The sequence below is a fragment of the Kitasatospora sp. NPDC051984 genome, from assembly GCF_044593455.1.
Lineage (GTDB): Bacteria > Actinomycetota > Actinomycetes > Streptomycetales > Streptomycetaceae > Kitasatospora.
On the sequence record NZ_JBIUCB010000014.1, the window covers coordinates 93,549 to 117,812 of the forward strand.

The following is a 24,264-nucleotide window of genomic DNA, read 5'->3' on the forward strand; positions in this document are numbered from 1 at the left end:
CCCGGGCCCGGCCATTCGCACAAGTGGCCGGGCTCGCTCGCGTCGGGGGCGCCTCGGTTCGACGTCAGGCGTCGGGCGGGAGGACCGTGTACGGCAGGGGGTCGAAGCCGTTGAAGCCCTGGGTGAGGTAGCTGACTGCGTAGGCGCCGCTGGAGAGGATCCAGACCGGGTCGCCGGAGGCTGCCGTGCGGGGGACGGGGACGCGGCCGGTGGTGTGGCCGTGGGGGAAGGTGTCGTCGCTGTCGCAGGTGGGGCCAGCGATGATGGCGGGGACGCGGTCTTCGTCGGGGTGGGTCGGGAAGACCAGGCGGTACTGGACCTGGTCCGTCTCGTACAGGCCGTTGAACTTTCCGCAGGCCAGGTAGAGCCAGTGTTCCCGCTCGCCGTCCGGCTGTTGGCGGTCGGTGAGGCGGTAGACGTGGGTGCGGATCGCGCCCTGGTCGGCGACCAGGTGGCGGCCGGGCTCCAGGACGAACCGCAGGCCGCCGCCGTGCAGTCGGCGCAGCCGGTCGAGGCCGTGGCGGACGGTGTGGAAGATCTCGTCGAGCGGGGGTTCGAGGGCGGCGCCGTAGCGGTCGGCGTAGCCGAGGGCGGGCAGGCCGCCGCCGAGGTTGACGTGGTCGAGGCGGATGCCGTCCCGTTCGAGTTCCACCATGACGTCGGCGAGCAGGTCGAAGGCCGCCGTCCAGGCCTCGGCGGTCAGTTGCTGCGAGCCGACGTGCACCGAGAGTCCGGCGGGAGTCAGTCCGGCGGCGCGGGCCGCGGTCATCACGCGGACGGCGTCGGCCGCCGAGCAGCCGAACTTGCGGCTCAGGCCCCAGAGCGCGCCCGTGCCACTGGTGGCGAGCCGGCAGAACACCCGGGCGCCGGGGGCGTGTTGGGCGATCGCGGCGACGTCCGCGAGGCTGTCGGTGGCGAAGTCCCGGATGCCCAGGCGGTGGGCCTCGGCGATGCCCCGGTCGGACTTGATGGTGTTGCCGTAGTGCACCCGCTCGGCGGGGACGCCGGTGCGCAGGGCCTGGGCGATCTCGTTCGGGCCGGCGGCGTCGAAACCGGCACCGAGCGCGGCGAGTTCGGTCAGCACCTCGTCCACCGGGCAGGCCTTCATGGCGAACCGGACGGCGACGCCCGGGAGTTCGTCCCGCAGCGCGGTGTAGCGACGGGTGATGCCGCCCAGGTCGTAGAAGATCCGGTCGTCGCCGGACGCCGCCAGGGCGGAGCGCAACGCCGGGCTGAGGGAGGTGAGTTCGGCGGTCAGGTTCACTGTCCCCGGTCCTTGCCGCACGAGGGTCGTTGCTGCTTCGTCACCGCGCGGACGGCGTCGCGCAGCTGGTCGCGGTTCGGCTGCAGGGCGCGGTCCAGTGCGGGGGCGAACGGCAGGACGGTGCCGTCCGGGCGGGTGATCCGCCGGGGCGGGGCGATCAGGCGCATCTCCTCGGCGGCGGTGGCGATGATCTCGCCGCCGATGCCGCAGCTGCGGTTGGAGTCGTCGATGACGACCAGCCGGCCGGTGCGTTCCAGTGAGGCGGCCAGCGCCGTCCAGTCGAAGGGGTACAGGGTGCGCGGGTCGAACACCTCGACGGAGACCTCGGGGGCGAGCTCCTCGGCGACGGCCAGCGCGTCGTGCACCAGGTGGCCGACGGCGACCACGGTGACGTCGGTGCCCTCGCGGTGGATCCGGGCCGAGCCGAGCGGGATCGGCGCGAGCTCCCAGGTCACGGTCTCGCGCACCGGCAGGGCGCCGGCGGGGGCGAAGACGACCACCGGGTCCGGGTCGGCGATCGCCGAGCGGAGCAGCCCGTAGGCGTCGGTGGGCGTGGCCGGGACGACGGTCTTCATCCCGGCGTGCGCGAACAGGCTGTACGGGTGGTCGGAGTGCTGCCCGGCCCAGCCGTCCCGGGAGCCGGAGCCCGGCACCAGGCAGGTCAGCGGGACGCCGGTCTGGCCGCCGGTCATCAGCGAGAACTTGTGGGCCTGGTTGACGAGTTGCTCGAAGACCAGGAACAGCAGCGAGGGGATCTGGAACTCGATCACCGGCCGCCGCCCGGTCAGCGCGGCGCCGATCGCCATCGAGGTGAACGCCTGCTCGGAGAGCGGGGTGTCGACGATCCGGCCGGGGCCGAAGCGGTCGAGCAGGTTGAGGGTGGGGCCGGCCATGCCGGCGCCGATGTCCTCGCCGAACACGCAGACCGCCGGGTCCTCGGCGAGCGCGTCGATGAGCGCCCGGTTGAGCGCCTTGGTGTAGGAGAGCCTCATGCCCCGGACCCCGCCCTCGGACGCAGCCCGTCCGCGTAGAGGTACTCCAACGCGCCATCGGGGGACGGGAGTTCGGATCCGAGCGCGAACTGCCGGGCGGCGGCCAGCTGTTCGGCCACCGAGGCGTCCAGCCGCTCGGCCAGGCCGGGCGGCAGGAGCGCGGCGGCGCGCGGCAGCGGGTCGAGGCCGCGCCAGCCGGCGACCTCCTCCGGGGTGCGGTAGCGCAGTTTCATCAGCCGTTCCATGGTGTGGTGCCCCTCGAAGCGGTAGGTGCGGCACTCGAGGAAGCCGGGTCCGCCGCCGGCCGCGGCCCGCGCGACGGCTTCCGCGGCCGCCGTGCGGACGGCCTCGGTGTCCATCCCGTCCACCTCGACGGCGGGGATCCCGAAGGCGGCGGCCCGGCCGGTGGCGCTGCCGGCCACCGCGGTGGCGGCCGGCAGCGTGGTGGCGTAGCCGTTGTTCTCGCAGACGAACAGCACCGGCAGCCGCCACATCGCGGCCAGGTTGAGGGACTCCAGCAGGACGCCCTGGTTGAGCGCGCCGTCGCCGAAGAACGCGACGGCGACCCGGTCCTCGCCGGCCTGCCGGGCCGACCAAGCGGCGCCGACCGCGATCGCACCGCCGGCGCCGACCATGCCGTTGGCGCCCAGGATGCCGAGCGAGAAGTCCGCGGCGTGCATCGAGCCGCCCCGTCCCCGGTTCAACCCGCCGGTGCGGCCCAGCAGTTCGGCCAGCAGCCGGTCCGGGGCCGCGCCCTTGGCGAGCACATGGCCGTGGCCCCGGTGGGTGGAGGTGATCCGGTCCTGCGGGCGCAGCGCTGCGCAGACGCCGACCGCCACCGCCTCCTGCCCGATGTACGGGTGGATGCCGCCGGTGATCTCCCCGGACTTCACCAGGCCGAGCGCGAGCTCCTCGAAGCTGCGGATCAGCCGCAGCATCCGGTAGCGCCCCGCGGGGGAGTCGAGGTCGACCGGGTCGTGGTCGTGGTCGTGGTCGTGGTCGCGGGGGCGGTCGTGGTCGTGGTCGCGGTCGCGGGGGCGGTCGTGGTCGTGGTCGCGGGAGCCGGGCAGGTTCGGCGTGGGCAGGTTCGGCGTGGGCAGGTCCGTCACCGGGGTCCCCGCCAGATGACCGGGCAGATCGCCGGGTCGGCGTAGTCGGGGCGGCCGTCGGCGGTGCGGCGGACCAGCACGTCGTGGTTGTACGCGGCGGGGGAGCCGTCCGGGCGGGTGGCGTGGCGGTACTCGTTGGCACCGTCCTGCAGGTGCAGCGAGATCGCCCGGCGCGGGAAGTCGGCCAGGTTGGCGCCGCTGCCGTGATAGGTGCGGCAGTGGTGGAAGCTGATGTGCCCGCGCGGGATCACCACCGGGACCTTGCGCACCTCGGCGCCGTTGTGAGCGGCGTTGGCGGCCAGGATCGACTCCAGCTCGGAGCGGTCGCGCTGGGCGAAGTGCCGGGTGGCGTCCTCCTCGGAGGGCAGCTCCTCCCAGCGGTTGCTGCCGTCGACCATGGTGATGGTGCCGTTCTCCACCCCGCAGTCGTGGAACGGGATGAAGGCGGTCAGCATGTCGTCCGAGGTCGAGGTGTGCCAGTAGTGCTTGTCGAAGTGCCACGGCACCTGGTTGGAGGGCTCCTCCGGCACCGGCGGCTTGAAGATCAGGGTCGACTGGAAGATCCGGATCTCCTCGGCCCCGGCGAGCACCGCGGCGACGGCACCGACCAGTGGCTTGCGCAGGATCGCGGCGATCGCGTCGCTCTCGTAGTGCACGTAGTCGTTGTGCCGCTGGACCGGCCCGTGCGCGGGCTCCCAGGCGGCCAGCCGCGGCGGGCGGACGGCGAGGGTGCGGTCGCGCCGGCCTTCGTAGTAGTCGTCGGTGGCGGCCTGGAGGGTGTCGATCTCCTGGTCGGTGAGCAGCTTCCCGGAGAGGTACCAGCCGTGCTCGCGGTAGCCGGCCACCTCCTCGGGCGTGGGCAGCAGGGCGGTCTCGGCCGGGGTCAGGACGAACTCGGGTGCGGCGGTCACGGGGTGCTCCTCCTCGGAGGACGGGTGCGGGGTGCGTGCGGGGTGGGTGGGGCAGGCGTCGGGCGTCAGACGGAGGCGGCGGCGCGCTGGCGCTCGACCGCCTCGTACAGGGCCTTGATGTTGGCGGTGCCGAAGGTGCCCGCGCCCTGGCGCTCGATCAGCTCCAGGAAGAAGGTCCGCCGGGGGTGGGTGGAGCGGGCGAAGATCTGGAACAGCTGGCCGCCGTGGTCCTGGTCGACCAGCACGTCCAGTTCGCGCAGCGTCCCGACCGGGATCGCGGTGTCGCCGAGCCGTTCGGCCAGGCCGTCGTAGTAGGCGCCGGGGGTGGTCAGGAACTCGACGCCGTGCGAGCGGGCCGCGCGGACGGCGGTGGCGATGTCGTCGGTGCGCAGCGCCAGGTGCTGGACGCCCGCGCCGTCGTGATCGGCGAGGAAGGTGTCGATCTGTCCGGCCCGGCGGCCGGTGTCCGGCTCGATCAGGGTGAAGGTGACGTCCCCGGAGGGGCTCTGCACCACGCTGGAGTCCATCGCCTGCTCGCCGACCTCGATGTACTCGCCGAAGATCAGGCGCATGCCGAGCGCGGCCTCGCAGAACCGCACGGACTCGGCGAGCCGCCCGGCGGGCACGCAGATCGCGACGTGGTCGAGGGCGTCCAACAGATCGCCGCCAACGGTCTCCGGGGCGCCGTCCGGCAGCGGGACGAAGCGCAGCGCGGTGTCGCCGAAGCCGGCGATCAGCGCACCCGCGCGGTCCAGCACCTCGGCGCCGTGCCGCTCGGCCCGCTCCAGCGCCGCCGCCGGGTCGGCGCAGCCGAGCGCCAGCACGGCGACGCCCTCGCCGTGCCGCTCGACCCAGCGGGCCACCGGGTGGTCGGTGAGCTCGCTGGAGAGCAGCCGCAGCCGGATGCCGCCCTGGATCAGGTGGACGGCCCGCACGCCGGGCTGCCACACCGGCTGCTCGGCGTCGCGCCGGAAGCCGAAGCCGGCCTGGAGCTCGGCGGCGGTCTGCGCGACGTCGGCGCAGTGGTACTCGACATGGGTGATCGTCTGGATCGACAACTGGACTCCCTGCAAGCGGAGTTGAGAAAGAAGATGGCAGGCCGCAGCGGGCTATTTGACGGTTCCGGTGGGCGTCGGCCCGAAGATCAGGCTGGTGTTGTGGCCGCCGAACGCGAAGGAGTTGCTGAGCGCGGTCCGCAGCCGGACCGACCGGGCGGCGCCGCGGACGTGGTCCAGGTCGCAGGCCGGGTCGGGCTCGTCCAGGTTGAGGGTCGGCGGGAGCAGGCCGCGGGCCACGGCCAGCGCGGTGACGGCGGCCTCCACCGCCCCGGCCGCACCCAGCAGGTGGCCGGTGGCGCCCTTGGTGGAGCTGACGGCGGGCCGGTGTTCGCCGAACACGGCGTTCAGCGCGGCCGATTCGGCGATGTCGCCGAGCTTGGTGCCGGTGCCGTGCGCGTTGACGTAGCCGATGTCGGACGGGGCCAGGCCGGCGTTGGCGAGGGCGGTGCGCATGGCGTCGGCGGCGCCCGCGCCGTCGGGGCGGGGCATGGTCGGGTGGTGGGCGTCGGTGCTGGAGCCCCAGCCGATCAGTTCGGCGTACCCGGCCGCGCCCCGGGCGGCGGCGTGTTCGGCGCTCTCCAGCACCAGGACGGCGCTGCCGTCGCCCAGCACGAAGCCGTTGCGGCGGGCGTCGAATGGCCGGGACGCCTGCGTCGGGTCGTCCCAACCAGCAGCCAGCGCACGGGCGTTGGCGAAGGCGGAGACGATCGTCGGGTGCAGCGAGGCGTCCGTCCCGCCGCACACCACCACGTCCGCGTCGCCGGCCCGGATCAGCCGCAGCCCCTCGGCCACCGCCTGGGCGCCGGCCGCGCAGGCCGTCACGATCGCGGTGCTGAAGCCCCGGATGTCGTGCTTGATCGCGATCCGGGCGGTCGCCATGTTGGAGAGCATCCCGGGCAGCATGTACGGGCTGACGCCGGGCCGGCCGCGCTCCTGGCGGCGCTGCGCCTGCTGCTCGTAGGTCTCCAGGCCGCCGCCGCCGGTGCCCAGCACCACGGCGGTGCGGCGGGCGTCGACGTCGCGGCCGACGACCAGCCCGGCGTCGGCCAGCGCGTCGTCCGCGGCGGCCATCGCCAGCAGCGCGAAGCGGTCGACGCAGCGGGTCTCGGTCGGCGGCAGCACCTCTCGGCCGTCGATGTGCGGGGCTATCCCGGCGGCGGGCAGCCAGCCGTGCGCGACGTGGCCCTCCGGTACGGCGGTGATGCCGCTGAACCCGGAGGTCAGCGCCTCGAAGACCTCGCCGGGCTTGCGGCCCAGCGAGGTGACCATGCCCATGCCGGTGACGACGGCGCCCGGCCGTCCGACGCGGGTCATCGGGCGGCTGCCGCGCGGGCGTCGGCCGAGCGGGCGCCGGCCGGGAGAGCGCCGGCCGGGACGGCGGCCGCCGGGGTCATTGCGGTGAGGTGGCGCTCGCGCAGCAGGACCTTGCGGACCTTGCCGGTCGGGCCGAGCGGGATGTCCGCGTCGTCGACCACCAGGACCGCGCGGACGGTGGCGGCGGTGTGCTCGTCCAGCGCGGCGACCACCTCCGCGGTGCGGTCGGCGGCCCGGTCGGCGCCGTCCGCGAGCAGCAGCAGCACGTCGGTGACCACCCGGTCGCCGTCCTTCACCGCGACGACCGTGCAGTCCAGCACGCCGGGGACGTCGGCCAGCACCCGTTCCTCGGACATCGCGGTGTACAGCCGCCGGCCGCCGCCGAGGTCGACCGAGTCGACCAGCCGGTCGACGTGGTAGTAGTAGCCCTCCTCGTCCCGGTACATCAGGTCGCCGGTGAGGAAGCGGCCGCGCAGCCGGGTGCGGTAGGTGGTGACCGAGTCGTTCCAGTAGCCGGGCGCCAGGGTCGGGGAGGCGGTGGCGAGTTCGCCGACCTCGCCGGGGCCGAGCGGCTCGCCGTCCGGGCCGACCACCTCGCAGTCGACGAAGGTGTGCGGCCGGCCCACACAGCGGCCGTACTTCTCGGTGCCGGGGGCGTGGGTGATGTGGAAGTGCGAGTGGCCCATCTCCGTCGAGCCCAGGCCGTCGACGAACACCGAGCCCGGCAGGCGGACCCGGCCCTCGCGGGTGACGGTCTCGCGCGAACCCTGGGCGATCAGGCGGCGGATGTGCGCCTCGTGCGCGCAGTCACCGGTGTTCCACCACAGGCCGACCGAGGACAGGTCACGGGCGGAGAGGTCCTGCCGGGCCAGGTCGGCCCAGCTGGTGGCGAAGCCGAACACGCTCTGCGGCTGCCAGCGTTCGATCGCCTCCAGCACGGCCGGGCCGGTCTGCTGGGAGATCAGGTGCAGTTCGGAGTCGAAGCTCAGCGCCAGGTTGAGCGCGATCAGCGTCGCGGCGTGCGCGGCGGGCAGCGCGCTGAGCACCCGGTCGATGCCCTGCGGCCGGGGCAGCGTGGCGCGGTGCCGGATCGACGCGTACAGGCTGGCGTGCGAGTGCACCACGGCCTTGGGCATCCCGGTGGTGCCGGAGGAGTGGGTGATCGCGATCGGGTCGTCCGGGTGGTGGCGGTACGGGGCGGGCGCCGCGTCCGGGTCTCCGGAGCCGAGGTCGGCGGCGTCGGCGAGCACCGGGGCCGCCGGGTCGTACCCGGCCAGTTCGGCCCGGTGCGCGGGGTCGGTGAGGATGCCGACGGCGCCGAGACGGGCGATGTAGCGGGCCGCGCGCTCGCCCTCCACCCCGGGGTTGAGCAGCGCCGGGATCGCGCCGAGCCGGGCCAGCGCCAGGAAGGACAGCACCTGGTCAGCGGCGGCGGTCGTGTACACCACCACCACGTCCCGCCGGCCGACCCCGAGGGCGTGCAGCGCGGCCGCCCGGGCCCGGACGGCGCGGTCGGCCTCGCGCAGGGTGAGGGCCTCGCGGGCGGCGTGGCCGTCCACCGGGGTGTCGAAGGTCAGCCGCGGGTCGTCGAGACCGATGCCCAGGGCGATCCTGCTGGTCAGCACGTTCCCGGCGCCGACGTCCGGGTCGTTCGCCAGGAGGCTGCGGATGCTGCGGATGCTCACGGTGATGGATCCCTCCCATGGTGCTGACCATGCGGGTGCGGTGCGGCGTCCGGGGACGCGTACGGACAGGGTGTCGGAAAGCGGGTGCGCGCGGACAAGCGCTCAGGCGGCGGTGACGGCGGTGACGGCGGTGGTGGCGGTGGCGGTGGTGACCAGGACGGCGGTGGTGACGGCGGTGACCAGGACGGCGGTGGCGTGGCCGGTGCCCGCGGCCTCCCCGGCGGCCTGCTCGGTCCGCTCGGCGGCCTGCTCGGTCCGCTCGGCGGTGTGCTCGGCGGCGTGCTCGGTCTGCTCCGCGGCGATGACCAGGACCTGCTCGGCGTCGCCGTCCGCGAGCAGCAGGGCGGCCAACTCCAGTGCGTCCGGCGGCACTTCGCCGGGCGCGGCGGCCACCGGGGGGCTGATCGCGACGACCGGGCCGGTCAGGCCCCAGCGGGCGGCGAGGTGCCCGAGGACGGCGTTCGGGTTGGACTGGAAGAACAGCAGCGGCGGCATCCGGTGCCCCGCCGCGCCGGTGTCGATGGCCAGCGCGGTGGCGCGGTCGCCCCCGGCGCTGGCGAGCAGCAGACCCGTACGGCGCGGCTCGCCGGGCTCGCCGTAGTGCGCGGCCAGGCAGCGTTCGGCGACGGCCGCGACCAGCGGGTTGAAGGTCGAGGCCGAGAAGCCGGGCAGCGGGGGCGGCGGCTCGCCGTCGGTCCAGCTCGCGGTGGCGAGCGTGCGCAGGTGGTTCACGCGGCGGCCACCAGGAGCGCGGTGTTGGCGCCGCCGAACGCCGAGTTGAGGCTCAGCGCGTAGCGGGGACGGGCGTCCACAGGGCCCAGCACGAGGTTCAGCCCGATCTCCGGGTCCGGGCCCCGCCAGCCGGCGTTTACCGGCAGCCGCCCGCTGCTCAACGCGCCGATGGTGACGGCGAGTTCGAGCAGCGCGGAGGCCTCCAGGGCGTGCCCGTGGACGGACTTGCTGGAGCTGACCGGCAACCCGGCCAATACGTCGCCGAACACCTCGCGCAGCGCCCGCGCCTCCGCCAGGTCGGACATCGGCGAACCGGTGCCGTTGGCGTTGACGTAGCCCACCTCGGACGGGGCGACGCCCGCCCGGGCCAGCGCGGACCGGGCCGCCAGGGCCACGCCCGCGCCGTCCGGCCGCGGTCGGCACACGTGGTGCGCGTCCCCGGAGCGGCCCCAGCCGGCCAGCCGGGCCAGCGGACGGGCGCCGCGCCCGGCGGCGGCGTCCGCCGCTTCGATCACCACGGCCACCGCAGCGTCCCCGAGCAGGGTGCCGCTGCGCCCGGTGCTGAACGGCCGCAGTTCGCCGTCGCGGGCCAGCGCCCGGCCCGCGTCGAAGGCCGCGAAGACGCCAGGCTCCACCAGGTGGCCGGCCGCGACCAGCACCCGGGGATGCCGGCCGGAGCCGACCATGGCGGCCGCGTCGGCCACCGCGGTGGCGGCGGCCACGCAGGCGCCGGTGTAGACCCGGGTCACCCCGGCCAGGCCGAGGGCGACGGCGCCCTTCGACACCTCCGCGGCAACCTCGCGGGTGCGCAGGTCACTGTGCAGGGCGAGCAACAGCGGTGCGCCGGCCGGGAGTTCGGACTGCTCGCAGGCATCGGCGACGGCGCCGAGCACCGCGTCGGCGAGCGGCGGCGGGTCGGCCAGCAGGGCCGCCCGCCGGGTGCCGCGCCGGGCGACGTCGAAGCGGGTCACCTCGGCGAACCCGGCCCCGCCCGTCGCCGTCGCGGCGGCCAGCGGGGCGAGCCCGGCGCCGAAGGCGCTGAGCACCCCGAGGCCGGTGAACACCGGCCGTCCGGCCGGCGGTGCGCTGCTGCTCATGACCGGGCGACCCCGCCGGTGTCGGACGCGCCGGTGCCGGGGGAGGGCGCGGCCGCGAGCACGGCCTCGCGCAGCACCGCGACGGCGTCGTCCACCGTGCGGACGGCGGCGAACTGCTCGTCCGAGAGGTCCAGCTCGATGCCGTAGCGCTGCTCGAACTCGGCGGTCAGCCAGGTGAGTTCGAGCGAGCCGAGGTTCTCGGGCACGCTCTCCGCGGCCCGCTGCCCGAACGCCGCGAGCATCGCCACGACCTCGGCCCGGTCCGGCAGCACGGTCGTGCTCACGCGGCGGTACCGGAGGTGGCGGCGGTGGCGGGGGTGTTGGCGGCGATCCGGCGGGCCACGTCGGTGGTGAACTGGTCGAGGGTCATCAGCGCGGTGGTCTCCATCTCCTCCACCTCGAACTTGACCCCGAACTCGTCCTCGACCTGGACCGAGAGCTCGGCCAGCGCCAGCGACTCGAGGTCGAGGCCGGCCGGGCCGAGGTCGGTGTCGCCGGTGATCCCGTCGACGTCGTAGTTCATCCCGGCGAGTGCCGCGACGACGAACTCGTGGATGCGCTCCTGCATGGTGGTGCTCCTCGTGCTGATTCGGGGTCGGGGTTCGGTGCGTGCGGTGCGGTGGATCAGGGTGCTGCGGCTGCGGCTGCGGCGGCGCGCAGCGCGGCGGTGTCGCGGACGAGCTTGCCGGTGGCGGTGCGGGGCAGCGCCGGGAGGAAGGTGAGCTGCCGGGGCCGCTTGAAGGCGGCCAACTCGCGGGTCAGCGCATCCCGGACGGCGTCGGCCGGGTCGGCGTCGGCCGGGTCGGCGTCGGCCCGGTCGCCGGCTCCGGCGCCTGCGGCGCCTGCGGCGCCTGCGGCGGTCTCGGTGGCCAGGTAGGCCTCGATGGCGCCGTCCGCGAAGACCACCACGGCCTCGCGGACCTCCGGCAGGGCGGCCAGGGTGTGCTCGACCTCGTTGAGGTCGACCTTGAGGCCGCCGATCGAGACCTGCGAGTCGCGCCGGCCGAGCACGGTGATCCGGCCGGTCGCCGGGTCGACCCGGCCGGCGTCGCGGGTGTGCAGCCGGCCGTCCGACCAGCGGGTGGCGTCGGTGAGGCCGGGATACGGGGAGGCGGCCATCGCGATGTGCAGTTCGCCGCCGTCCTCGTGCAGGTCCATGCCGCGGACGGGCGCGGCCTCGGGGTGCAGGGTGCCGTCGAGGTCGGTGGCGATGACGCCGAGCTCGGTCATCCCGTACATGGTGCCCAGCGGCACGCCGTACTGGTCGGTGAAGGCGGCGGGCAGGCCCGGGCGGACCAGTTCGCCGGCGACGATCATCCGGCGCAGCTGCGGCAGCGGCGGCGGGTTGGTGGCCCCGGCCAGCAGTTCGGCGTGGAACGGGACGCCGATCACGGTGGTGGGCCGGTCGTCCGCGGCGATGGTGGCCAGGATGCCCGCGGTGGTCATCCGCTCGGGGACGGTCAGCGGCACCCGGGCGTGCAGGCTGTTGAGCAGCCCGCCGACCAGGCCGAGGACGTGCACCACCGAGGAGAGCAGGACGACCCGCTCGCCGGCCTTCGGGAACGCCTCCAGCCGTGCGTAGCAGTCGAGTTCGCGCAGCAGGTCGGCGGCCGTGCGGGCGATCACCTTGGCCGGGCCGGTCGAGCCCGAGCTGAGCTGCACCAGGGCGTGGCCGGTCGCGGCCGGGCGGCCGTTCGGCAGCGCCACCGGCACCGGGTCGGTCTCGGCGAAGCCGCGCATCGCCGCCGCCGGGCCGTGCGCCGACTCGACCAGCACCTCGGGCGCCAGCCGTTCGACGGCGAGCGCGACCTCGTGATCGGTGAGCCGGTGGTCCAACAGGACGGCCTGGGCGCCCAGTTGCCAGCAGGCGAGCAGCGCGGCGACGTAGCCGAGCGAGGGCGCCAGCCGCAGCGCGGCCGTGCCGCCGCGGTGCAGACCGGCGGCAGTGAGCCGGGCGGCCTGCCCGGCGACCAGGGCGCGCAGCGCGGCCCGGTCCACGGGGGCGCCGAAGCGCAGGCACTCCTGGTCGGCGGGGCCGGCCAGCAGGTAACGGTCCACCCAGTCGTGCGGGGCCTCGGCGGCCTCGTACGGCTGGGCGGGGAGAGCGGGATATCCGGTCAACGCCACTCCACGAAGGGGAGGTTGGAAGGACGCCGTTCACGACTCACGGGGTCGGTTCGGCTTTCCGACGATTACACAGGCGTCCGAGCCGGGCAAGGTCTAGACCAGCGGGGGCATGGCCTCCTACGCTGCCGGGCCGGAGCGGGCCCGACCGAGGCCTGCCCGGAAAGGCAGACCCTTGGACGCACTGGAACTGGCGGACTTCGAACGCGCGGCCCGCGACCGACTCCCCGACGAGATCTGGGACTTCGTGCAGGGCGGCAGCGGCGCCGAACGCACCCTCGCCGCCAACCGGGCCCGGTTCGAACAGTGCCGGCTGCGCCCCCGCACCATGGTCGACGTCTCCGTCACCGACCAGGGCCTCACCCTGCTCGGCAGCCGACTGGAGACCCCGATCGGCATCGCCCCGATGGCCTACCACCAGCTGTTCCACCCCGAAGGCGAGGTCGCCACCGCCCGCGCCGCGGGCCGCGCGGGCGCCCTCATGGTCGCCGGGATATTCGCCAGCCGGACCCTGGAATCCATCGCCGAGGCCGCCACCGGCCCGCTCTGGCTCCAGCTGTACTGGCTGCGCCGCCGCGACGCGCTGGCCGCCCTGGTCGAACGCGCCGAAGCCGCCGGCTACCGCGCCCTGATGCTGACCGTCGACGCCCCCCGGATCGGCCGCCGCCTGCGCGACGCCCGCAACGGCTTCGCGATCCCCGCGCACGTCCGCGCCGTCAACCTCGACCAGGCCGTGATGGCCGCCAGCCACCGTGCAGGGCACGGCAGTTCGGGCATCGCCGACCACGCCAAGGAGCAGTTCGACCCCACCCTGACCTGGGCCGACCTCGCCTGGCTGCGCGAACGCACCCGCCTGCCGATCGTCCTCAAGGGGATCCTCACCGCCGAGGACGCCCGGCTCGCCACCGAGCACGGCGTCGACGCCGTCCTGGTCTCCAACCACGGCGGCCGCCAGCTCGACGGTGCCCTCCCGTCCCTCGCCGCACTGCCCGAAGTGGCCGCCGCCGTACCGCCGAACCTGCCCGTCCTCCTGGACGGCGGTGTCCGGACGGGCACGGATATTGCCCTCGCGGTCGCCCTCGGCGCCCGCGCCGTCCTGATCGGCCGACCGCTCCTCTGGGGCCTCGCCGTCGACGGCGAGCGGGGCGCCGGGCAGGTCCTCGACCTCCTCAAGGCCGAACTCGACGACACCCTCGCCCTGTTGGGCCGCCCTCGGCTGGCCGAGCTCGACCGCACTGCGGTCGTTCCCGAAGCCCGCTGAACGCAGGCAGGCGCGAAGACCGGGGCGTGGGGAACTGCGCGACAAGCGCAGAGCCCGTCCGTAAGGTCGCGACCACTGGCATTTGCGCCCCTGTTTTCGTACCCCAATCCGTACCGACCCCCAGGAACGTCCCTTGCCACTGCACCCCCAGGCCGAGGCCATGCGCGCGCAGCGCGCCGCCGCCGGTACGCCGCCGCTGTACACCCGTACTCTCGCCGAGGCTCGCGCCGCGGATCTCGCCGACATCCGGGCCGCCGCCGGGAATCCGGAACCGGTCGGCTCGGTCGAGGAGTTGACCGTCGACGGCCCCGGCGGCCCGCTGCCGCTACGGGTCTATCGCCCCGAGGTCGACGCTCAACTTCCCGTCCTGCTCTACCTGTTCGGCGGCGGATGGACCCTCGGGTCGCCGGACACCAGTGACGCGATCTGCCGCCGCCTCACCAACGCCGTCGGCTGCGTCACCGTCTCGGTCGGCTACCGGCTCGCCCCCGAGCACCCCTTCCCGGCCGCCGTGCACGACGTGATCGCCGCCGCCGAGTGGATCGCCGCGCACGCCGCCGAACTGGGCGCCGACGCCGAGCGGATCGCGGTCGCCGGCGACAGCGCCGGCGGCAACCTGGCCGCCGCGCTCACGCTGGCCGCCCATGAGCGCGGCGGCCCGGCGATCAGGCACCAGCTGCTGGTCTACCCCAACACCGACCACGCCGCGGACACCCCGTCCGTCCGCGAGCACGACGACCCGCTGCTGTTCAACCGCCGCTCGGTCGCCTGGTACTGGGGCCATTACCTCGCCGACCCGGCCGACGGCGCGAACCCGCTGGCCTCCCCGCTGCGCGCCCCCTCGCTGGCCGGCCTGCCGCCCGCGACCGTGATCACCGCCGAGTACGACCCGCTGCGCGACGAGGGCGAGGCGTACGCCGAGGCCCTGCGCGCCGCCGGCGTCCCCGTCGAACTGCGCCGCTACGAAGGCATGCCGCACGGCTTCTTCGCGATGGCCGGCGTCCTGGACGACGGCAGTGACGCCCAGCACTACGCCGCCGACCGACTCCGCGAGGCCCTCCGATGATGACAACCACCACGCTCCCGCTGGGCGAGCTGCACGCCAGCCTCGCCGACCCGCTGCTGGACGCGATGACCTTCCTCAACGAGGTCACCGAGCGCTACCCGGACGCGCTCTCCTTCGCCCCCGGCCGCCCGCACGAGGGCTTCTTCGAGCCCGAGGACGTCCACACCTATTTGGGCAGCTACCTCGCCCACCTCGCCGAACGCGGTCTGAGTGGCAGCGCCGTGCGCACCGCGCTGTTCCAGTACGGGCCGACCAAGGGCATCATCGCCGACCTGGTCGCCCGCACCCTCGCCAACGACGAGGGGCTGCACGTCGCCCCCGAGTCGCTGGTGCTGACGGTCGGCGCCCAGGAGGGCATGCTGCTGGTGCTGCGCGCGCTGTGCGCCACGCCGGACGACGTCCTGCTGGTCAGCTCGCCCTGCTACGTCGGCGTCACCGGCGCCGCCCGGCTGCTCGACCTGACGACCGTCCCCGTCCCGGAGGGCCCCGACGGCGGCCCCGACCCGCAGGCCGTGCGCGAGGCAGCTCGCGCCGTCCGCGCCTCCGGCCGCCGCCCGCGCGCGCTCTACGTCGTCCCGGACTTCGCCAACCCGTCCGGCACCAGCATGCCGGTCGCGGCGCGGGCCGGGCTGCTGGAGACAGCGGCCGAGGAAGGGCTGCTGGTGATCGAGGACAACCCGTACGGCTTCTTCACCCGCGAGCCCGGTGCGCCCGGCGAACGCCCCACCCTGAAGGCGCTGGACCGGCGCCGCCAAGTGATCTACCTCGGCTCCTTCGCCAAGACCTGCTTCCCCGGCGCCCGGCTCGGCTACGTCGTCGCCGACCAGCGGGTACTCGCCCCGGACGGCCGGACGACCCTGCTCGCCGACGAGTTGGCCAAGCTGAAGAGCATGACGACGGTCAACACCCCGGCGCTCAGCCAGGCCGTCATCGGCGGCATGCTGCTCCACCACGACTGCCGCCTGCGCGAAGCCAACGCCCCCGCCCGCGCCCACTACGCAGCCAACCTGGCAGCCCTGCTACGGGAGTTGGAGCGACACTTCCCGCCGGCCGAACGGGCCCGGCTCGGCGTCTCCTGGAACGAACCGGAGGGCGGCTTCTTCGCCGTGCTCCAGGTGCCGTTCACCGCCGACGAAGCAGCAATGGAACGCTGCGCCCGCGAACACGGCGTGCTCTGGACGCCGATGGCCCCGTTCTACCCGGCGGGCGGCGGCGAGCGCCGCCTGCGGCTGTCGATCAGCGCCCTGAGCGAGCGTCAGACAGCGGAGGGAGTGGCCCGGTTGGCCGACTTCATCCGGGCCGCCGCGAGCTGAACACGCCGAACCCTGAAGAACGACTGTGCTGGAGCCGGCTCAGGAGCGGTTCACGAAGTCCCGTCCGATCCGTGTGATCGGGCGGGACTTCTGGTAGTCCACCCAGCTGATGCCCTTCCCCTTCCGTGCGTTCGCGGCTACCGGATCCGGGCCGAGAACAGCCTGGCCGAGTAGAACACCGCCGCGGTGGTCAGCACCGCGACGATCAGCAGCCCCTGCCAGACCACGCTGTCGCCGGGGTGCCCGGAGAACAGCGCCCGCATGCCCTCCACCGCCCAGTAGAAGGGGTTCCACTCCGCGACCCGTTGCAGCCACATCGGTGCCAGGGCCAGCGGCAGCAGGACGCCGGAGAGCAGGCCGATCGGCTGGGCGATGGTGTTCACCACCGGCGCCATCGCGGCGTCGTTGGGCAGTGCCAGCGCGATGCCGTACGAGATGGCGGAGGTCATCAGGGCCAGCAGGGCGAGCAGGACGTAGGCCAGCAGCAGGCTCAGCGGGTCGACCCGCAGGCCGAACGGCAGCGCGACCAGCGTGATGATGACGGCCTGGACGAGCAGTCCGACCATTTCGCGCAGCGCCCGGCCCAGCAGCAGGGCGAGCCGGCTGACGGGGGTCACCCGGGAGCGTTCGATGATGCCGGCCTTCAGTTCGCCGAGCAGGCTGAAGCCGGTGTAGAGGCCGCCGAAGATGCAGAGCACCGCCAACAGGCCGGGGACGTAGATCTGATAGGCCTCGGCGTAGCTGGTGGCGCCCATGGGCGCGAGGACCTTCTTGAGCAGCGGGGCGAACAGCAGCAGGTAGAAGACCGGCTGGGTGATGCCGATCACGATCCAGATCGGTGTGCGCCACATCAGCAGTGCTTGCCGCTGGAAGACCAGCCAGGTGTCACGGGCGAGCTTCACGAAAGGGACCCCAGGGATTTCTCGTCAGGACTGTTCGATGGAGCGGCCGGTGCGGGCCAGGAAGACGTCGTCCAGGCTCGGCCGCTGGAGCTGCACCGTCCCTGGGACGATGCCCGCCCCGTTCAGGACGCTCAGCAGCTGCGGGATCGCGGCCGCGCCGTCGTCCAGGTAGAGCCGCAGGCCGTCCTCGCCCGGTTCCAGCCGGTGCAGGTAGGGCTGCTTGCGCAGGGCCTCGGCCGCGGGCTCGGCGTCCCCGGTGGCGAGGCCGAGCAGGACGACGTCGCCGGAGATCTCGCGCTTGAGCGCCTCGGGCGTGCCCTCGACGACGATCTGGCCGTGGTCGACGATGGCGACCCGGTCGCAGAGCGCGTCGGCCTCGTCCAGGTAGTGGGTGGTCACCACCACGGTCATGCCCTCGGTGCGCAGCCGCTTGATCTCGGCCCACACCTGGCCGCGGCTGGCCGGGTCGAGGCCGACCGTCGGCTCGTCCAGGAACAGCACCTTCGGGGAGTGGATCACGCCGAGGGCGATGTCCACCCGGCGGCGCTGGCCGCCGGAGTAGGTGCTGCAGTGGCGGTCGGCGAACTCGGTGAGGTCGAAGGCCTTCAGGGCGTCCTCGGCCTGCCGCAGCGCGTCGGCCTTGCGACTGCCGTACATCCGGGCCTGCATCACCAGTTCCTCGCGGCCGGTGACCGCGTCGGCGGTGCCGCCGCCCTGGGCGACGTAGCCGATCCGGTGGCGGACCCCGGCCGGGTCGGCCAGCAGGTCGGCGCCGGCGATCAGGGCTTCGCCGCCGTCCGGGCGGATGAGCGTGGCGAGCATGCGCAGCGTGGTGGTCTTCCCGGCGCCGTTCGGGCCGAGGAAGCCGAAGATCTCGCCCGCCCGGACATCCAGATCGATGCCGCGGACGGCGTCGACGACGGTGCGGCCGTGCTTGCCGGACGGATAGGACTTGCGAAGTCCCTTGGTCTTGATCAACCAGAACTCCCGGGCTGGGACGGTGTGTGGGGGCTCGCTCCCGCCAACCCCCGTGCAGAAAGCAGGAGTTGGCGGGCGTGAGGCGATATCAGGGGGCGACCAGCGCTTCCATCCGGTCGGCGGCGGTCAACGCCCCACCGCCGGACAGCAGTTGACGACCGATCGACTCGGCGGCCGTCCGGTGGGAGGGCTCGTCGAGCACCCGCCGCAGCCGCTCGGCGATCACCGGCGGACTGACCCGGGCGAACGGGACCCGGAGGCCGACCCCGACCTCCACGACCCGCTGCGCCACGAACGGCTGGTCGTTGCGGATCGGCGCCGCCAGCACGGGGACACCGTGCGCCAGCGACTCGACCACGGTGTTCATCCCACCATGGCAGAGCACCGCGTCCAACCCGCCCCTGGACAGCAGCTCCAGGATCGGTGCCCGATCGACCACCACGACGGAGTCCGGAAGGGCAGCCGGCAGTGCCCCCCGGGGCGAGGCGATCACCGCCCGGACGTCCCCGAGGTGCGCCAGCGCCTCGACGGTGCGGTGCAGGAAGTCCGCGCCGACCGCGTCCGACATCGTCCCCATGGTGACCAGCACGGTGCGCCGGCCGGGCTCCAGCCGTGCACACTCCAGCCGCGCCCGCTCCAGCTGCGCCCACGGGAACGCCGGATCCGCCGGACGGGCGGTCAGCACCGGTCCCACCAGCGCGAGTTGCGGCAGCGGCGGCAGCTCGCCGAGCAGCGCCCGGCCGGTGGTGGCCAGCAGCAGGTGCGGCGAGAAGCGTGGGTCCGTGAACTCGTCGGCGGGCAGCTGGGCCCGCTCCCACAGCCCCGCCAGCAGGCCCGCCGTCCAGGCCTCGACCTGCGGCAGGTGCCGGTACGGGCGGCCCAGCTCCATCGCCCCCGGCGCCAGCGTCGCCCACGGCAGCCCGTGCCGGTGCGCGACCAGCGCGCCCGCCGGGGTGTGCTGGTCCACCAGCAGCGCGTCCGGCCGGAACTCCCGCACCACCGCGTCCAACGGCTTCAGGGTGAACCTGGCGTACGGGACGACGAAGCCCTCCCACAGCGAACGCAGCGAGGCCAGGCCGTGGCCCCCCATCGCCCGGAACATCCGGTTGCCGGTGCCGAAGATCCGGGCGTCCGGGCCGAGCAGCGGCCGCAGCATCGTCTCGGTGCCGGTCCAGGCCACCTCGTGGCCGCGCGCGACCAGCTCGTCCGCGATCCCGGCCGCCGGATTGACGTGCCCGGCCAGCGGGGGCACCACCAGCAGGAAGCGGCTCATCGGCGCACCAGCTCCGCCAGGTCGCCGACGGTCAGGGCGCTCAGGCCGTCCAGGCCGAGGCCGGCCCGCAGCGCGCCCAGGTCGGCGCCGAAACGCTCCCGCAGCAGCGCGTCCAGGGCGGCGAACTCGCTCTCGTCCAGGGCGAGATCACCGTCGAGTCGGTCCCCGGGGGCGAGCGACTCTGCCCATTCGGGCAGAGCGTCGGCGGCCTCGGCCAGCGCGGCCAGCAGCGCCGGATCCAAGGCGCCGGGCGGCCCGGAGGCCAGGCCGGAAACGGTTTCTGGGTATACGGATGAATGTTGAGGATCAGTCATCGGAAGGCTCCACCGGCTCGACGGCAACGGGGGTGAGGGAGGGGGCTCCAGGGCGGTGATCGCTTGTGCGACCCGCAGAGCGTGGGAATACTAACCGGCGTGACCGCACTGGAGGCAGTGGCCGTCCACCTCCCCCCACGACTCGAATCGATCGAGGACGTGGGCGCCCGGATCGGCCTTACCCCACGTCAACTCCGACTCTTCCGCCGCTTCCACGGCCTGGACCAGGTGCGCCTGGACCCGGACGGGACGCTGCTCGACCTGCTGGACGCCGCCGTCCGGGCGCTGCCCGAACTGCGCGGCAACGAACACCGCGTCCGGTACCTGCTGCACGCCCGCAACACACCGGTCGCCGTGCCCTACCCGCTCAACCCCCTGCACCAGCTCCAGGAACGCTTCGGCCTCACCCACGCCGACGCGTTCACCGTCACCCAACAGGCCTGCGCCGCCTCGCTGCTGGCCGTCGACCTGGCCGGGCGACTGCTGGCCGACGACGGTGACCCGACGGCGCTGGCCCTGGTGGTGGCGGGGGAGAAGACCTTCACCCGGGACGCCCAACTCGTCCCCGACACCACGATCTTCGCCGAGGCCTCGACGGCCTGCCTGGTCGGCCCCGACGGCGACCGCAACCGGGTGCTCTCCTACGCGGTCCGCCAGCGCCCCGAGTTCTACGGCCGACCCGCCGAGGACCCGGAGCTGCTGGTCCGCTATCAGCGGGAGTACCAGCCCACCATGATCGAGACCGTGCAGGCCGCACTCGACCAGGCAGGCCTCGACCTCTCCGACATCGCGCTGCTGCTCCCGCACAACGTCAACCAGGCCTCCTGGCGGATGATCTGCCGCCAACTCGGCTACCCCGTCGAGCAGGTGGTCCTGGAGAACGTGCTCACGGTCGGACACAGCTTCGCCGCCGACGCCTTCATCAACCTCCGCACCGCCACCACCGGCGGAGCGCTCCGGCCCGGCGACCACTACCTGATCGCCGCCGCCGGCATCGGCGCCACCTTCGCGGCCATGGTGCTGCGGCACTGACGCATCCTTGTTCCTCGCCACCCACCACCGGACGGTCCACCCATGTCAGAATCCACCCTGCCCACCACCGAGTCGGTCGACCCCGAGGTGCGCGTCCGCATCCGGCGCGGCATCGAGGACGTCCTGCCGCGCGTCCTGGGCGTCGAGCTCGCCGACATCCCCGCGAACGCCTGCTTCTTCGACGACTACGGCCTCACCTCCTCCGGCATCGTCGAACTGGTCCTGGACATCGAGGAGACGCTCGCCATCCAGGTCGACGTCGAGCACCTCGCCATCGACGACATCCGCACCATCGACAGCCTCACCGACTACGTCGTCGGGCACTACGCCGACGAGGACTGACCGATGCCCGCCGAGACCCGCGGCCTGCGCGTGACCAGGGCGGTCGCCGCCGGATTCGACGGCCACTCGGCCGCCGCGCTCCACCCCGACCTGCGGACCTTCACCGCCGACCTGGTCCGCCCGTACGGCCTGCCGCTGCGCGAAGACCTGCTGACCGGAGGCGCCGGGCACGACTACGGCGCGATGGCCGCCGGCCTGTTCGAACAGGCCCTGCCCGGGGGCGAACCCGCCGACCTGCTGATCCTCGCCTTCTCCTCCCCGGACGTCCGGCCCGCCGCGCCCGCCTCGCTCCAACTCAGCCGCCACTGCCCCGGGCAGCCGACCGCCTTCGCCGTCTGCGACCAGGGCAGCGCCACCGCCTTCACCGCCCTGCGGATCGCCGCCGCCCACCACCGCACCGGCGGCTGCCGGCGGGCCGTGATCGTGCTCGCCGAACAGAGCGCCCTGCACTACGAGCCCGCCGAGCCCGTCGAGCTGCCCGCCGAGCACCGCGCCGTCGTCCTGGTCTGCGAGGAGACCCCGGGGGAGGGCCTGCGGGTACGTCAGCAGGCCGAGCCGGACGGCGCCCGGGCGCTGCGCTCCGTCCTCGACGAACACCGCCAACTCGGGCCCGGTGCAAGGTTGTTGCTCGCTGCCGAGCTGGCCTCGCGCGGCATCCCCGAGGCCGCCGGGGCCGCGAGCCCCGGACAGCCGTTCACCGGCGTCTGGAGCCTGCTTGCCGACCGCCTCGCCGAGCGCCTCCCCGGGCGCGGCGCCGATGGCCCGCTGCTGGTCGCCGACCACGACCGGCGCCTCGGCCGGCTCAGCACCCTGACCCTGCCGTGAGCACCGCCACCGACGCCACCGACGCCACCGACGCCACCGACGCCACCGACGTCATCGACGTCATCGACGTCTGGAGCATCCCCACTGACCAGCCCCCGGCCGTCGTCCGCCAGTTGTACGGCCTGCTCGACGCCGAGGAGCGGCAGCGGGCCGACCGGGCCCACGACCCGCGGCAGGGCGAACGCTTCACCGTGGTCCGGGGCGCCGTCCGACTGCTGGTCGCCGAACGGCTCGCCGTCGCGCCCGCCGACCTGACGTGGCGTCGCGGCCCGCACGGCAAGCCCAGCCCCGCGGGCGGCGGCGGCGGGATCGACGTCAACTGGTCCGCCTCGGGCGCCCTCGCGCTGCTCGCCATCGCGGACGGGCGCCAGGTCGGCGCGGACGTCGAGCAGCTCCGCCCGCCCGGCGTCGGCACCCGGATCGCCCGCCGCCACTTCCCGCCCGCCGACGCGGCACTCGTCCTCGACGCGCCAACCCCGGCCGACGGTGCCGAGTGCTTCACCCGGCTCTGGTGCCGCCGCGAGGCCTGCGTCAAGGTGTACGGCGGCCGGCTCGCCCAGGGCCTCGGCCTCCCGCTGGCCGGGCCCTCCCCGCTGCGCCTGCCCGACCCGGGCCCGCTCGGCCCCGGCCCGCTCCGGCTCGCCGACGTCCCCGTCCCGGGCCCGTTCCGCGCGGCGGTCGCCGCCGACGAGGACCGCCCCTTCACCGTCCGCCGGCACCACTGGGCCTGACCGACAGCGGCAAGGGCCCGACGGCAGTCAAGCCGGTCGGGCCCAGAACGCACCGCCGTCAGCCCAGGGACTTCGACATGTAGACCGCGCGCCGCCCGTAGGACGCGGGCACGGCCACCTCCCGGTGCGCGCGGTAGCCGTAGAAGCGCAGCAGGATGTCGGAGCCGCGCACCGCGACCATCGAGATCTGCGCGAAGCCCGCCGCGGCGGCCCGCGCGTGCGCGTGCTCCATCAGGTCCGCGGCGAGCTCCCGGCCGCGCAACTCCTCGGCCAGCACCAGGTCGTGCACGTGCAGGTTGTCCGACTCGAACGCCCCGGCCTCGGCCACGGCGAGGTCCGGGCACCGCAGCGGCGGGTACGGCAGGCTCAGCAGGTAGCCGCGGACGGTGCCGTGCTGCTCCAGCACGTAGCAGGTCTCCGGCGAGCAGCGGGCCCGGGACTGCAGCGCCTCCCGGCCCTCGGAGAGGCCGTCGGCCGCGTAGGCGTCGTGCTCCAGCGCGACCACGGCGTCCCAGTCCCCGTCGGCCAGCTGCCGGATCAGGAACTCCTCGTTCACCCGGCGAGCCCCCGCTCGCGGGCGGCGGCCACCATCGGGGCCCAGGCCTCGATCAGCACGGCCCAGCGCTCGGCGTCCTCCCGGGCCTCGTCCAGCAGCTGCTGCCGCTGCCCGGCCACCACGTCCGCCAGCTCGGCGTACTTGCCGCCCAGCTTGCGGTACAGGCGGTCCACCTCGTCCAGGCACTGCTCGTTGACGTCCCGGTCCAGGTCGAAGGTGCTCCGCACCAGGCCGAGGATCGGCTCGACCTTCAACTCGTGCCGCTCGTCCAGCAGTCCGGTGCCGAGGTCGATCATCTGGCCGTAGACCGGGTACAGGTACAGCATCGAGAGCAGCATCTTCACGAAGCGCAGCTGGTACGAGAGGAACCCGGCGCCGATCCGGCGTTCGGGCGTGTAGTAGTTGACGATGTGCCGCTTGTGGATGACGGCGGGCAGCTTGGAGTGCACCAGGGCGTGCAGCAGCGCGTAGTCGCTGCCGATGGTGCGCAGCGAGGGGACCAGCGGCAGCACCTCGTAACCCCGGTGGTCCAGGGCGACGTTGCACATGTAGACGTCCCAGATGTCCGGCACGCCGAGCACCGAGTCGTCGCTGTCGAAGGTCTCGTGCCCGGCGCCCTTGAAGGAGATGTCCACCATGGCGTCCTGCTCCTCCCGCGTCCACACCCGCGGCGTCCACAGTCGCACCAGGTCCCGGTAGACCTCCGGGTCCAGCTCGTTGATCTCGCCGATGTCCACGTTGAGTTCGCCCATGAAGGCGGCGCTGACCAGCATCACCGGCTTGTCCGCGTCCGCCGGGTCGAGCTCGGAGCGGGCCACCCCGGCCAGCGCCTCCCCGGCCGGCTTGCCGATCGACAGCAGCTCGTGGTGGATCGGGAACATCTTCTTCCCGTCGACGACCTGGTAGTCGAAGTCGTCGTTGCGCAGGTGCGCCGAGGTGCAGCCCAGGGCGGCGGCGCCCAGGAAGATCCGGTTGACGCAGGAGCCGTACGCGACGTCCGACGGCAGCATCAGGTCGAGCAGCAGCCCGGGGTCGGCACCGCCGGAGCGCTCCGCCACGTCGCGGAAGAACTCGCGCTGCGCCTCGTTGCCGAGGTGGTGGACGAACACGCCGGGGACGGGGGCCAGCGCGGCCACGGCGTCCGCGTTCTTCGTGAACTCGGCGTCCTCGGTGGTGTCGAGGACCAGGAGGTGGACCTCGGCCCCGAACGTCTCGACGGCGTAGGCCGCCTCCTCGACGAGGTCCACGATGGTGCCGGGGCAGGCTCGCATGGTGGGCAGGGCGAGGCAGACTCGTTGCATGGTGTGGGGATCTCCGTCTGATCGTCAGATTCGTTGCGGCGCCCGGCAGTCGAGCGAGGAGAAGGTGCCCCGACCGGTCCGCCG

At 74.0% G+C, this 24,264-nt stretch carries 25 protein-coding genes; 7 read left to right on the forward strand and 18 right to left on the reverse strand.

Annotated elements, in window-relative coordinates:
• Positions 1 to 64: 64 nt before the first annotated feature.
• The 12 genes from ACIHEI_RS25180 to ACIHEI_RS25235 all read right to left on the reverse strand — a co-directional run bounded on the left by ACIHEI_RS25180 (position 65) and on the right by ACIHEI_RS25235 (position 12,289).
• A complete protein-coding gene (locus tag ACIHEI_RS25180) occupies positions 65 to 1,264 on the reverse strand; it encodes a type III PLP-dependent enzyme (RefSeq protein WP_396608157.1) in 1,200 nt (399 codons plus the stop codon).
• The gene (locus ACIHEI_RS25185; protein ID WP_392943893.1) at positions 1,261 to 2,256 is read right to left on the reverse strand and encodes an alpha-ketoacid dehydrogenase subunit beta; all 996 of its coding nucleotides are present in this window, start codon (positions 2,254 to 2,256) and stop codon (positions 1,261 to 1,263) included. Before ACIHEI_RS25185 ends, ACIHEI_RS25180 begins: the two co-directional genes overlap by 4 nt.
• The gene (locus ACIHEI_RS25190) at positions 2,253 to 3,365 is read right to left on the reverse strand and encodes a thiamine pyrophosphate-dependent dehydrogenase E1 component subunit alpha (protein ID WP_396608158.1); all 1,113 of its coding nucleotides are present in this window, start codon (positions 3,363 to 3,365) and stop codon (positions 2,253 to 2,255) included. Before ACIHEI_RS25190 ends, ACIHEI_RS25185 begins: the two co-directional genes overlap by 4 nt.
• Positions 3,362 to 4,276, reverse strand: a complete 915-nt coding sequence (locus ACIHEI_RS25195) for a phytanoyl-CoA dioxygenase family protein (RefSeq protein WP_396608159.1) — start codon at positions 4,274 to 4,276, stop codon at positions 3,362 to 3,364. Before ACIHEI_RS25195 ends, ACIHEI_RS25190 begins: the two co-directional genes overlap by 4 nt.
• A 65-nt stretch (positions 4,277 to 4,341) precedes the next feature.
• Entirely contained in the window at positions 4,342 to 5,334 is a 993-nt protein-coding gene (locus ACIHEI_RS25200; RefSeq protein WP_396608160.1) for a VOC family protein, read from the reverse strand.
• 51 nt (positions 5,335 to 5,385) lie between these two features.
• Positions 5,386 to 6,648 carry a beta-ketoacyl-[acyl-carrier-protein] synthase family protein gene (locus ACIHEI_RS25205; RefSeq protein WP_396608161.1) on the reverse strand — a complete coding sequence of 421 codons (1,263 nt, stop codon included), beginning with the start codon at positions 6,646 to 6,648 and terminating at the stop codon, positions 5,386 to 5,388.
• Positions 6,645 to 8,333, reverse strand: a complete 1,689-nt coding sequence (locus ACIHEI_RS25210) for an AMP-binding protein (protein WP_396608162.1) — start codon at positions 8,331 to 8,333, stop codon at positions 6,645 to 6,647. Before ACIHEI_RS25210 ends, ACIHEI_RS25205 begins: the two co-directional genes overlap by 4 nt.
• Positions 8,334 to 8,435: 102 nt before the next feature.
• On the reverse strand, positions 8,436 to 9,065 hold the full coding sequence (locus tag ACIHEI_RS25215; RefSeq protein ID WP_396608163.1) for a hypothetical protein: 630 nt from the start codon (positions 9,063 to 9,065) through the stop codon (positions 8,436 to 8,438).
• Entirely contained in the window at positions 9,062 to 10,162 is a 1,101-nt protein-coding gene (locus tag ACIHEI_RS25220; protein WP_396608164.1) for a beta-ketoacyl synthase N-terminal-like domain-containing protein, read from the reverse strand. The genes ACIHEI_RS25215 and ACIHEI_RS25220 overlap by 4 nt, the downstream gene beginning before the upstream one ends.
• Positions 10,159 to 10,446 (reverse strand): acyl carrier protein, encoded by a 288-nt coding sequence (locus tag ACIHEI_RS25225; RefSeq protein ID WP_396608165.1) that lies wholly within the window; start codon positions 10,444 to 10,446, stop codon positions 10,159 to 10,161. Before ACIHEI_RS25225 ends, ACIHEI_RS25220 begins: the two co-directional genes overlap by 4 nt.
• A complete protein-coding gene (locus ACIHEI_RS25230; RefSeq protein WP_396608166.1) occupies positions 10,443 to 10,730 on the reverse strand; it encodes an acyl carrier protein in 288 nt (95 codons plus the stop codon). The genes ACIHEI_RS25225 and ACIHEI_RS25230 overlap by 4 nt, the downstream gene beginning before the upstream one ends.
• 56 nt (positions 10,731 to 10,786) lie before the next feature.
• Entirely contained in the window at positions 10,787 to 12,289 is a 1,503-nt protein-coding gene (locus ACIHEI_RS25235; protein WP_396608167.1) for a class I adenylate-forming enzyme family protein, read from the reverse strand.
• Positions 12,290 to 12,461: 172 nt separating this feature from the next.
• On the opposite strand from ACIHEI_RS25235, the gene ACIHEI_RS25240 reads away from it, so the two are divergent.
• The 3 genes from ACIHEI_RS25240 (at position 12,462) to ACIHEI_RS25250 (ending at position 15,926) form a co-directional block, all read left to right on the forward strand.
• Entirely contained in the window at positions 12,462 to 13,547 is a 1,086-nt protein-coding gene (locus tag ACIHEI_RS25240; RefSeq protein WP_396608168.1) for an alpha-hydroxy acid oxidase, read from the forward strand.
• A gap of 133 nt (positions 13,548 to 13,680) precedes the next feature.
• Positions 13,681 to 14,613: an alpha/beta hydrolase gene (locus ACIHEI_RS25245; RefSeq protein WP_396608169.1), complete on the forward strand. Its 933-nt coding sequence runs from the start codon at positions 13,681 to 13,683 to the stop codon at positions 14,611 to 14,613.
• Positions 14,613 to 15,926, forward strand: a complete 1,314-nt coding sequence (locus tag ACIHEI_RS25250) for a PLP-dependent aminotransferase family protein (RefSeq protein ID WP_396608170.1) — start codon at positions 14,613 to 14,615, stop codon at positions 15,924 to 15,926. The genes ACIHEI_RS25245 and ACIHEI_RS25250 overlap by 1 nt, the downstream gene beginning before the upstream one ends.
• A gap of 137 nt (positions 15,927 to 16,063) precedes the next feature.
• Here ACIHEI_RS25250 and ACIHEI_RS25255 read toward each other — a convergent pair whose 3' ends face one another.
• From ACIHEI_RS25255 to ACIHEI_RS25270, 4 genes are all read right to left on the reverse strand, one after another.
• Positions 16,064 to 16,828: an ABC transporter permease gene (locus tag ACIHEI_RS25255; protein WP_387633870.1), complete on the reverse strand. Its 765-nt coding sequence runs from the start codon at positions 16,826 to 16,828 to the stop codon at positions 16,064 to 16,066.
• Positions 16,829 to 16,852: 24 nt separating this feature from the next.
• Positions 16,853 to 17,806, reverse strand: a complete 954-nt coding sequence (locus ACIHEI_RS25260) for an ATP-binding cassette domain-containing protein (protein ID WP_396608171.1) — start codon at positions 17,804 to 17,806, stop codon at positions 16,853 to 16,855.
• A gap of 88 nt (positions 17,807 to 17,894) precedes the next feature.
• Positions 17,895 to 19,079, reverse strand: coding sequence for a glycosyltransferase (locus ACIHEI_RS25265; RefSeq protein WP_396608172.1), 1,185 nt, complete (start codon positions 19,077 to 19,079; stop codon positions 17,895 to 17,897).
• Positions 19,076 to 19,321 carry a hypothetical protein gene (locus ACIHEI_RS25270; protein WP_396608173.1) on the reverse strand — a complete coding sequence of 82 codons (246 nt, stop codon included), beginning with the start codon at positions 19,319 to 19,321 and terminating at the stop codon, positions 19,076 to 19,078. The genes ACIHEI_RS25265 and ACIHEI_RS25270 overlap by 4 nt, the downstream gene beginning before the upstream one ends.
• 171 nt (positions 19,322 to 19,492) lie before the next feature.
• On the opposite strand from ACIHEI_RS25270, the gene ACIHEI_RS25275 reads away from it, so the two are divergent.
• From ACIHEI_RS25275 to ACIHEI_RS25290, 4 genes are read left to right on the forward strand one after another with little or no spacing between them, the layout of a single operon-like run.
• Positions 19,493 to 20,425: a 3-oxoacyl-[acyl-carrier-protein] synthase III C-terminal domain-containing protein gene (locus ACIHEI_RS25275; protein WP_396608174.1), complete on the forward strand. Its 933-nt coding sequence runs from the start codon at positions 19,493 to 19,495 to the stop codon at positions 20,423 to 20,425.
• A gap of 42 nt (positions 20,426 to 20,467) precedes the next feature.
• Positions 20,468 to 20,767 (forward strand): acyl carrier protein, encoded by a 300-nt coding sequence (locus tag ACIHEI_RS25280; protein WP_396608175.1) that lies wholly within the window; start codon positions 20,468 to 20,470, stop codon positions 20,765 to 20,767.
• Between the two features lie 3 nt (positions 20,768 to 20,770).
• Positions 20,771 to 21,592, forward strand: coding sequence for a hypothetical protein (locus tag ACIHEI_RS25285; RefSeq protein WP_396608176.1), 822 nt, complete (start codon positions 20,771 to 20,773; stop codon positions 21,590 to 21,592).
• On the forward strand, positions 21,589 to 22,323 hold the full coding sequence (locus ACIHEI_RS25290; protein ID WP_396608177.1) for a 4'-phosphopantetheinyl transferase family protein: 735 nt from the start codon (positions 21,589 to 21,591) through the stop codon (positions 22,321 to 22,323). The genes ACIHEI_RS25285 and ACIHEI_RS25290 overlap by 4 nt, the downstream gene beginning before the upstream one ends.
• Before the next feature lie 58 nt (positions 22,324 to 22,381).
• Here ACIHEI_RS25290 and ACIHEI_RS25295 read toward each other — a convergent pair whose 3' ends face one another.
• Complete coding sequence (locus ACIHEI_RS25295) at positions 22,382 to 22,879, reverse strand: GNAT family N-acetyltransferase (RefSeq protein ID WP_396608178.1); 498 nt, start codon at positions 22,877 to 22,879, stop codon at positions 22,382 to 22,384.
• Complete coding sequence (locus tag ACIHEI_RS25300; protein ID WP_396608179.1) at positions 22,876 to 24,180, reverse strand: DUF6271 family protein; 1,305 nt, start codon at positions 24,178 to 24,180, stop codon at positions 22,876 to 22,878. Before ACIHEI_RS25300 ends, ACIHEI_RS25295 begins: the two co-directional genes overlap by 4 nt.
• Between the last annotated feature and the right edge of the window lie 84 nt (positions 24,181 to 24,264).

Bases quoted from the DNA above. Each gene is read 5' to 3' on its own strand.
- ACIHEI_RS25185 (WP_392943893.1), bottom strand. From the start codon at position 2,256: ATGAGGCTCTCCTACACCAAGGCGCTCAACCGGGCGCTCATCGACGCG.
- ACIHEI_RS25300 (WP_396608179.1), bottom strand. From the start codon at position 24,180: ATGCAACGAGTCTGCCTCGCCCTGCCCACCATGCGAGCCTGCCCCGGC.
- ACIHEI_RS25250 (WP_396608170.1), top strand. From the start codon at position 14,613: ATGACAACCACCACGCTCCCGCTGGGCGAGCTGCACGCCAGCCTCGCC.
- ACIHEI_RS25280 (WP_396608175.1), top strand. From the start codon at position 20,468: ATGTCAGAATCCACCCTGCCCACCACCGAGTCGGTCGACCCCGAGGTG.
- ACIHEI_RS25230 (WP_396608166.1), bottom strand. From the start codon at position 10,730: ATGCAGGAGCGCATCCACGAGTTCGTCGTCGCGGCACTCGCCGGGATG.
- ACIHEI_RS25220 (WP_396608164.1), bottom strand. From the start codon at position 10,162: ATGAGCAGCAGCGCACCGCCGGCCGGACGGCCGGTGTTCACCGGCCTC.
- ACIHEI_RS25205 (WP_396608161.1), bottom strand. From the start codon at position 6,648: ATGACCCGCGTCGGACGGCCGGGCGCCGTCGTCACCGGCATGGGCATG.
- ACIHEI_RS25265 (WP_396608172.1), bottom strand. From the start codon at position 19,079: ATGAGCCGCTTCCTGCTGGTGGTGCCCCCGCTGGCCGGGCACGTCAAT.
- ACIHEI_RS25285 (WP_396608176.1), top strand. From the start codon at position 20,771: ATGCCCGCCGAGACCCGCGGCCTGCGCGTGACCAGGGCGGTCGCCGCC.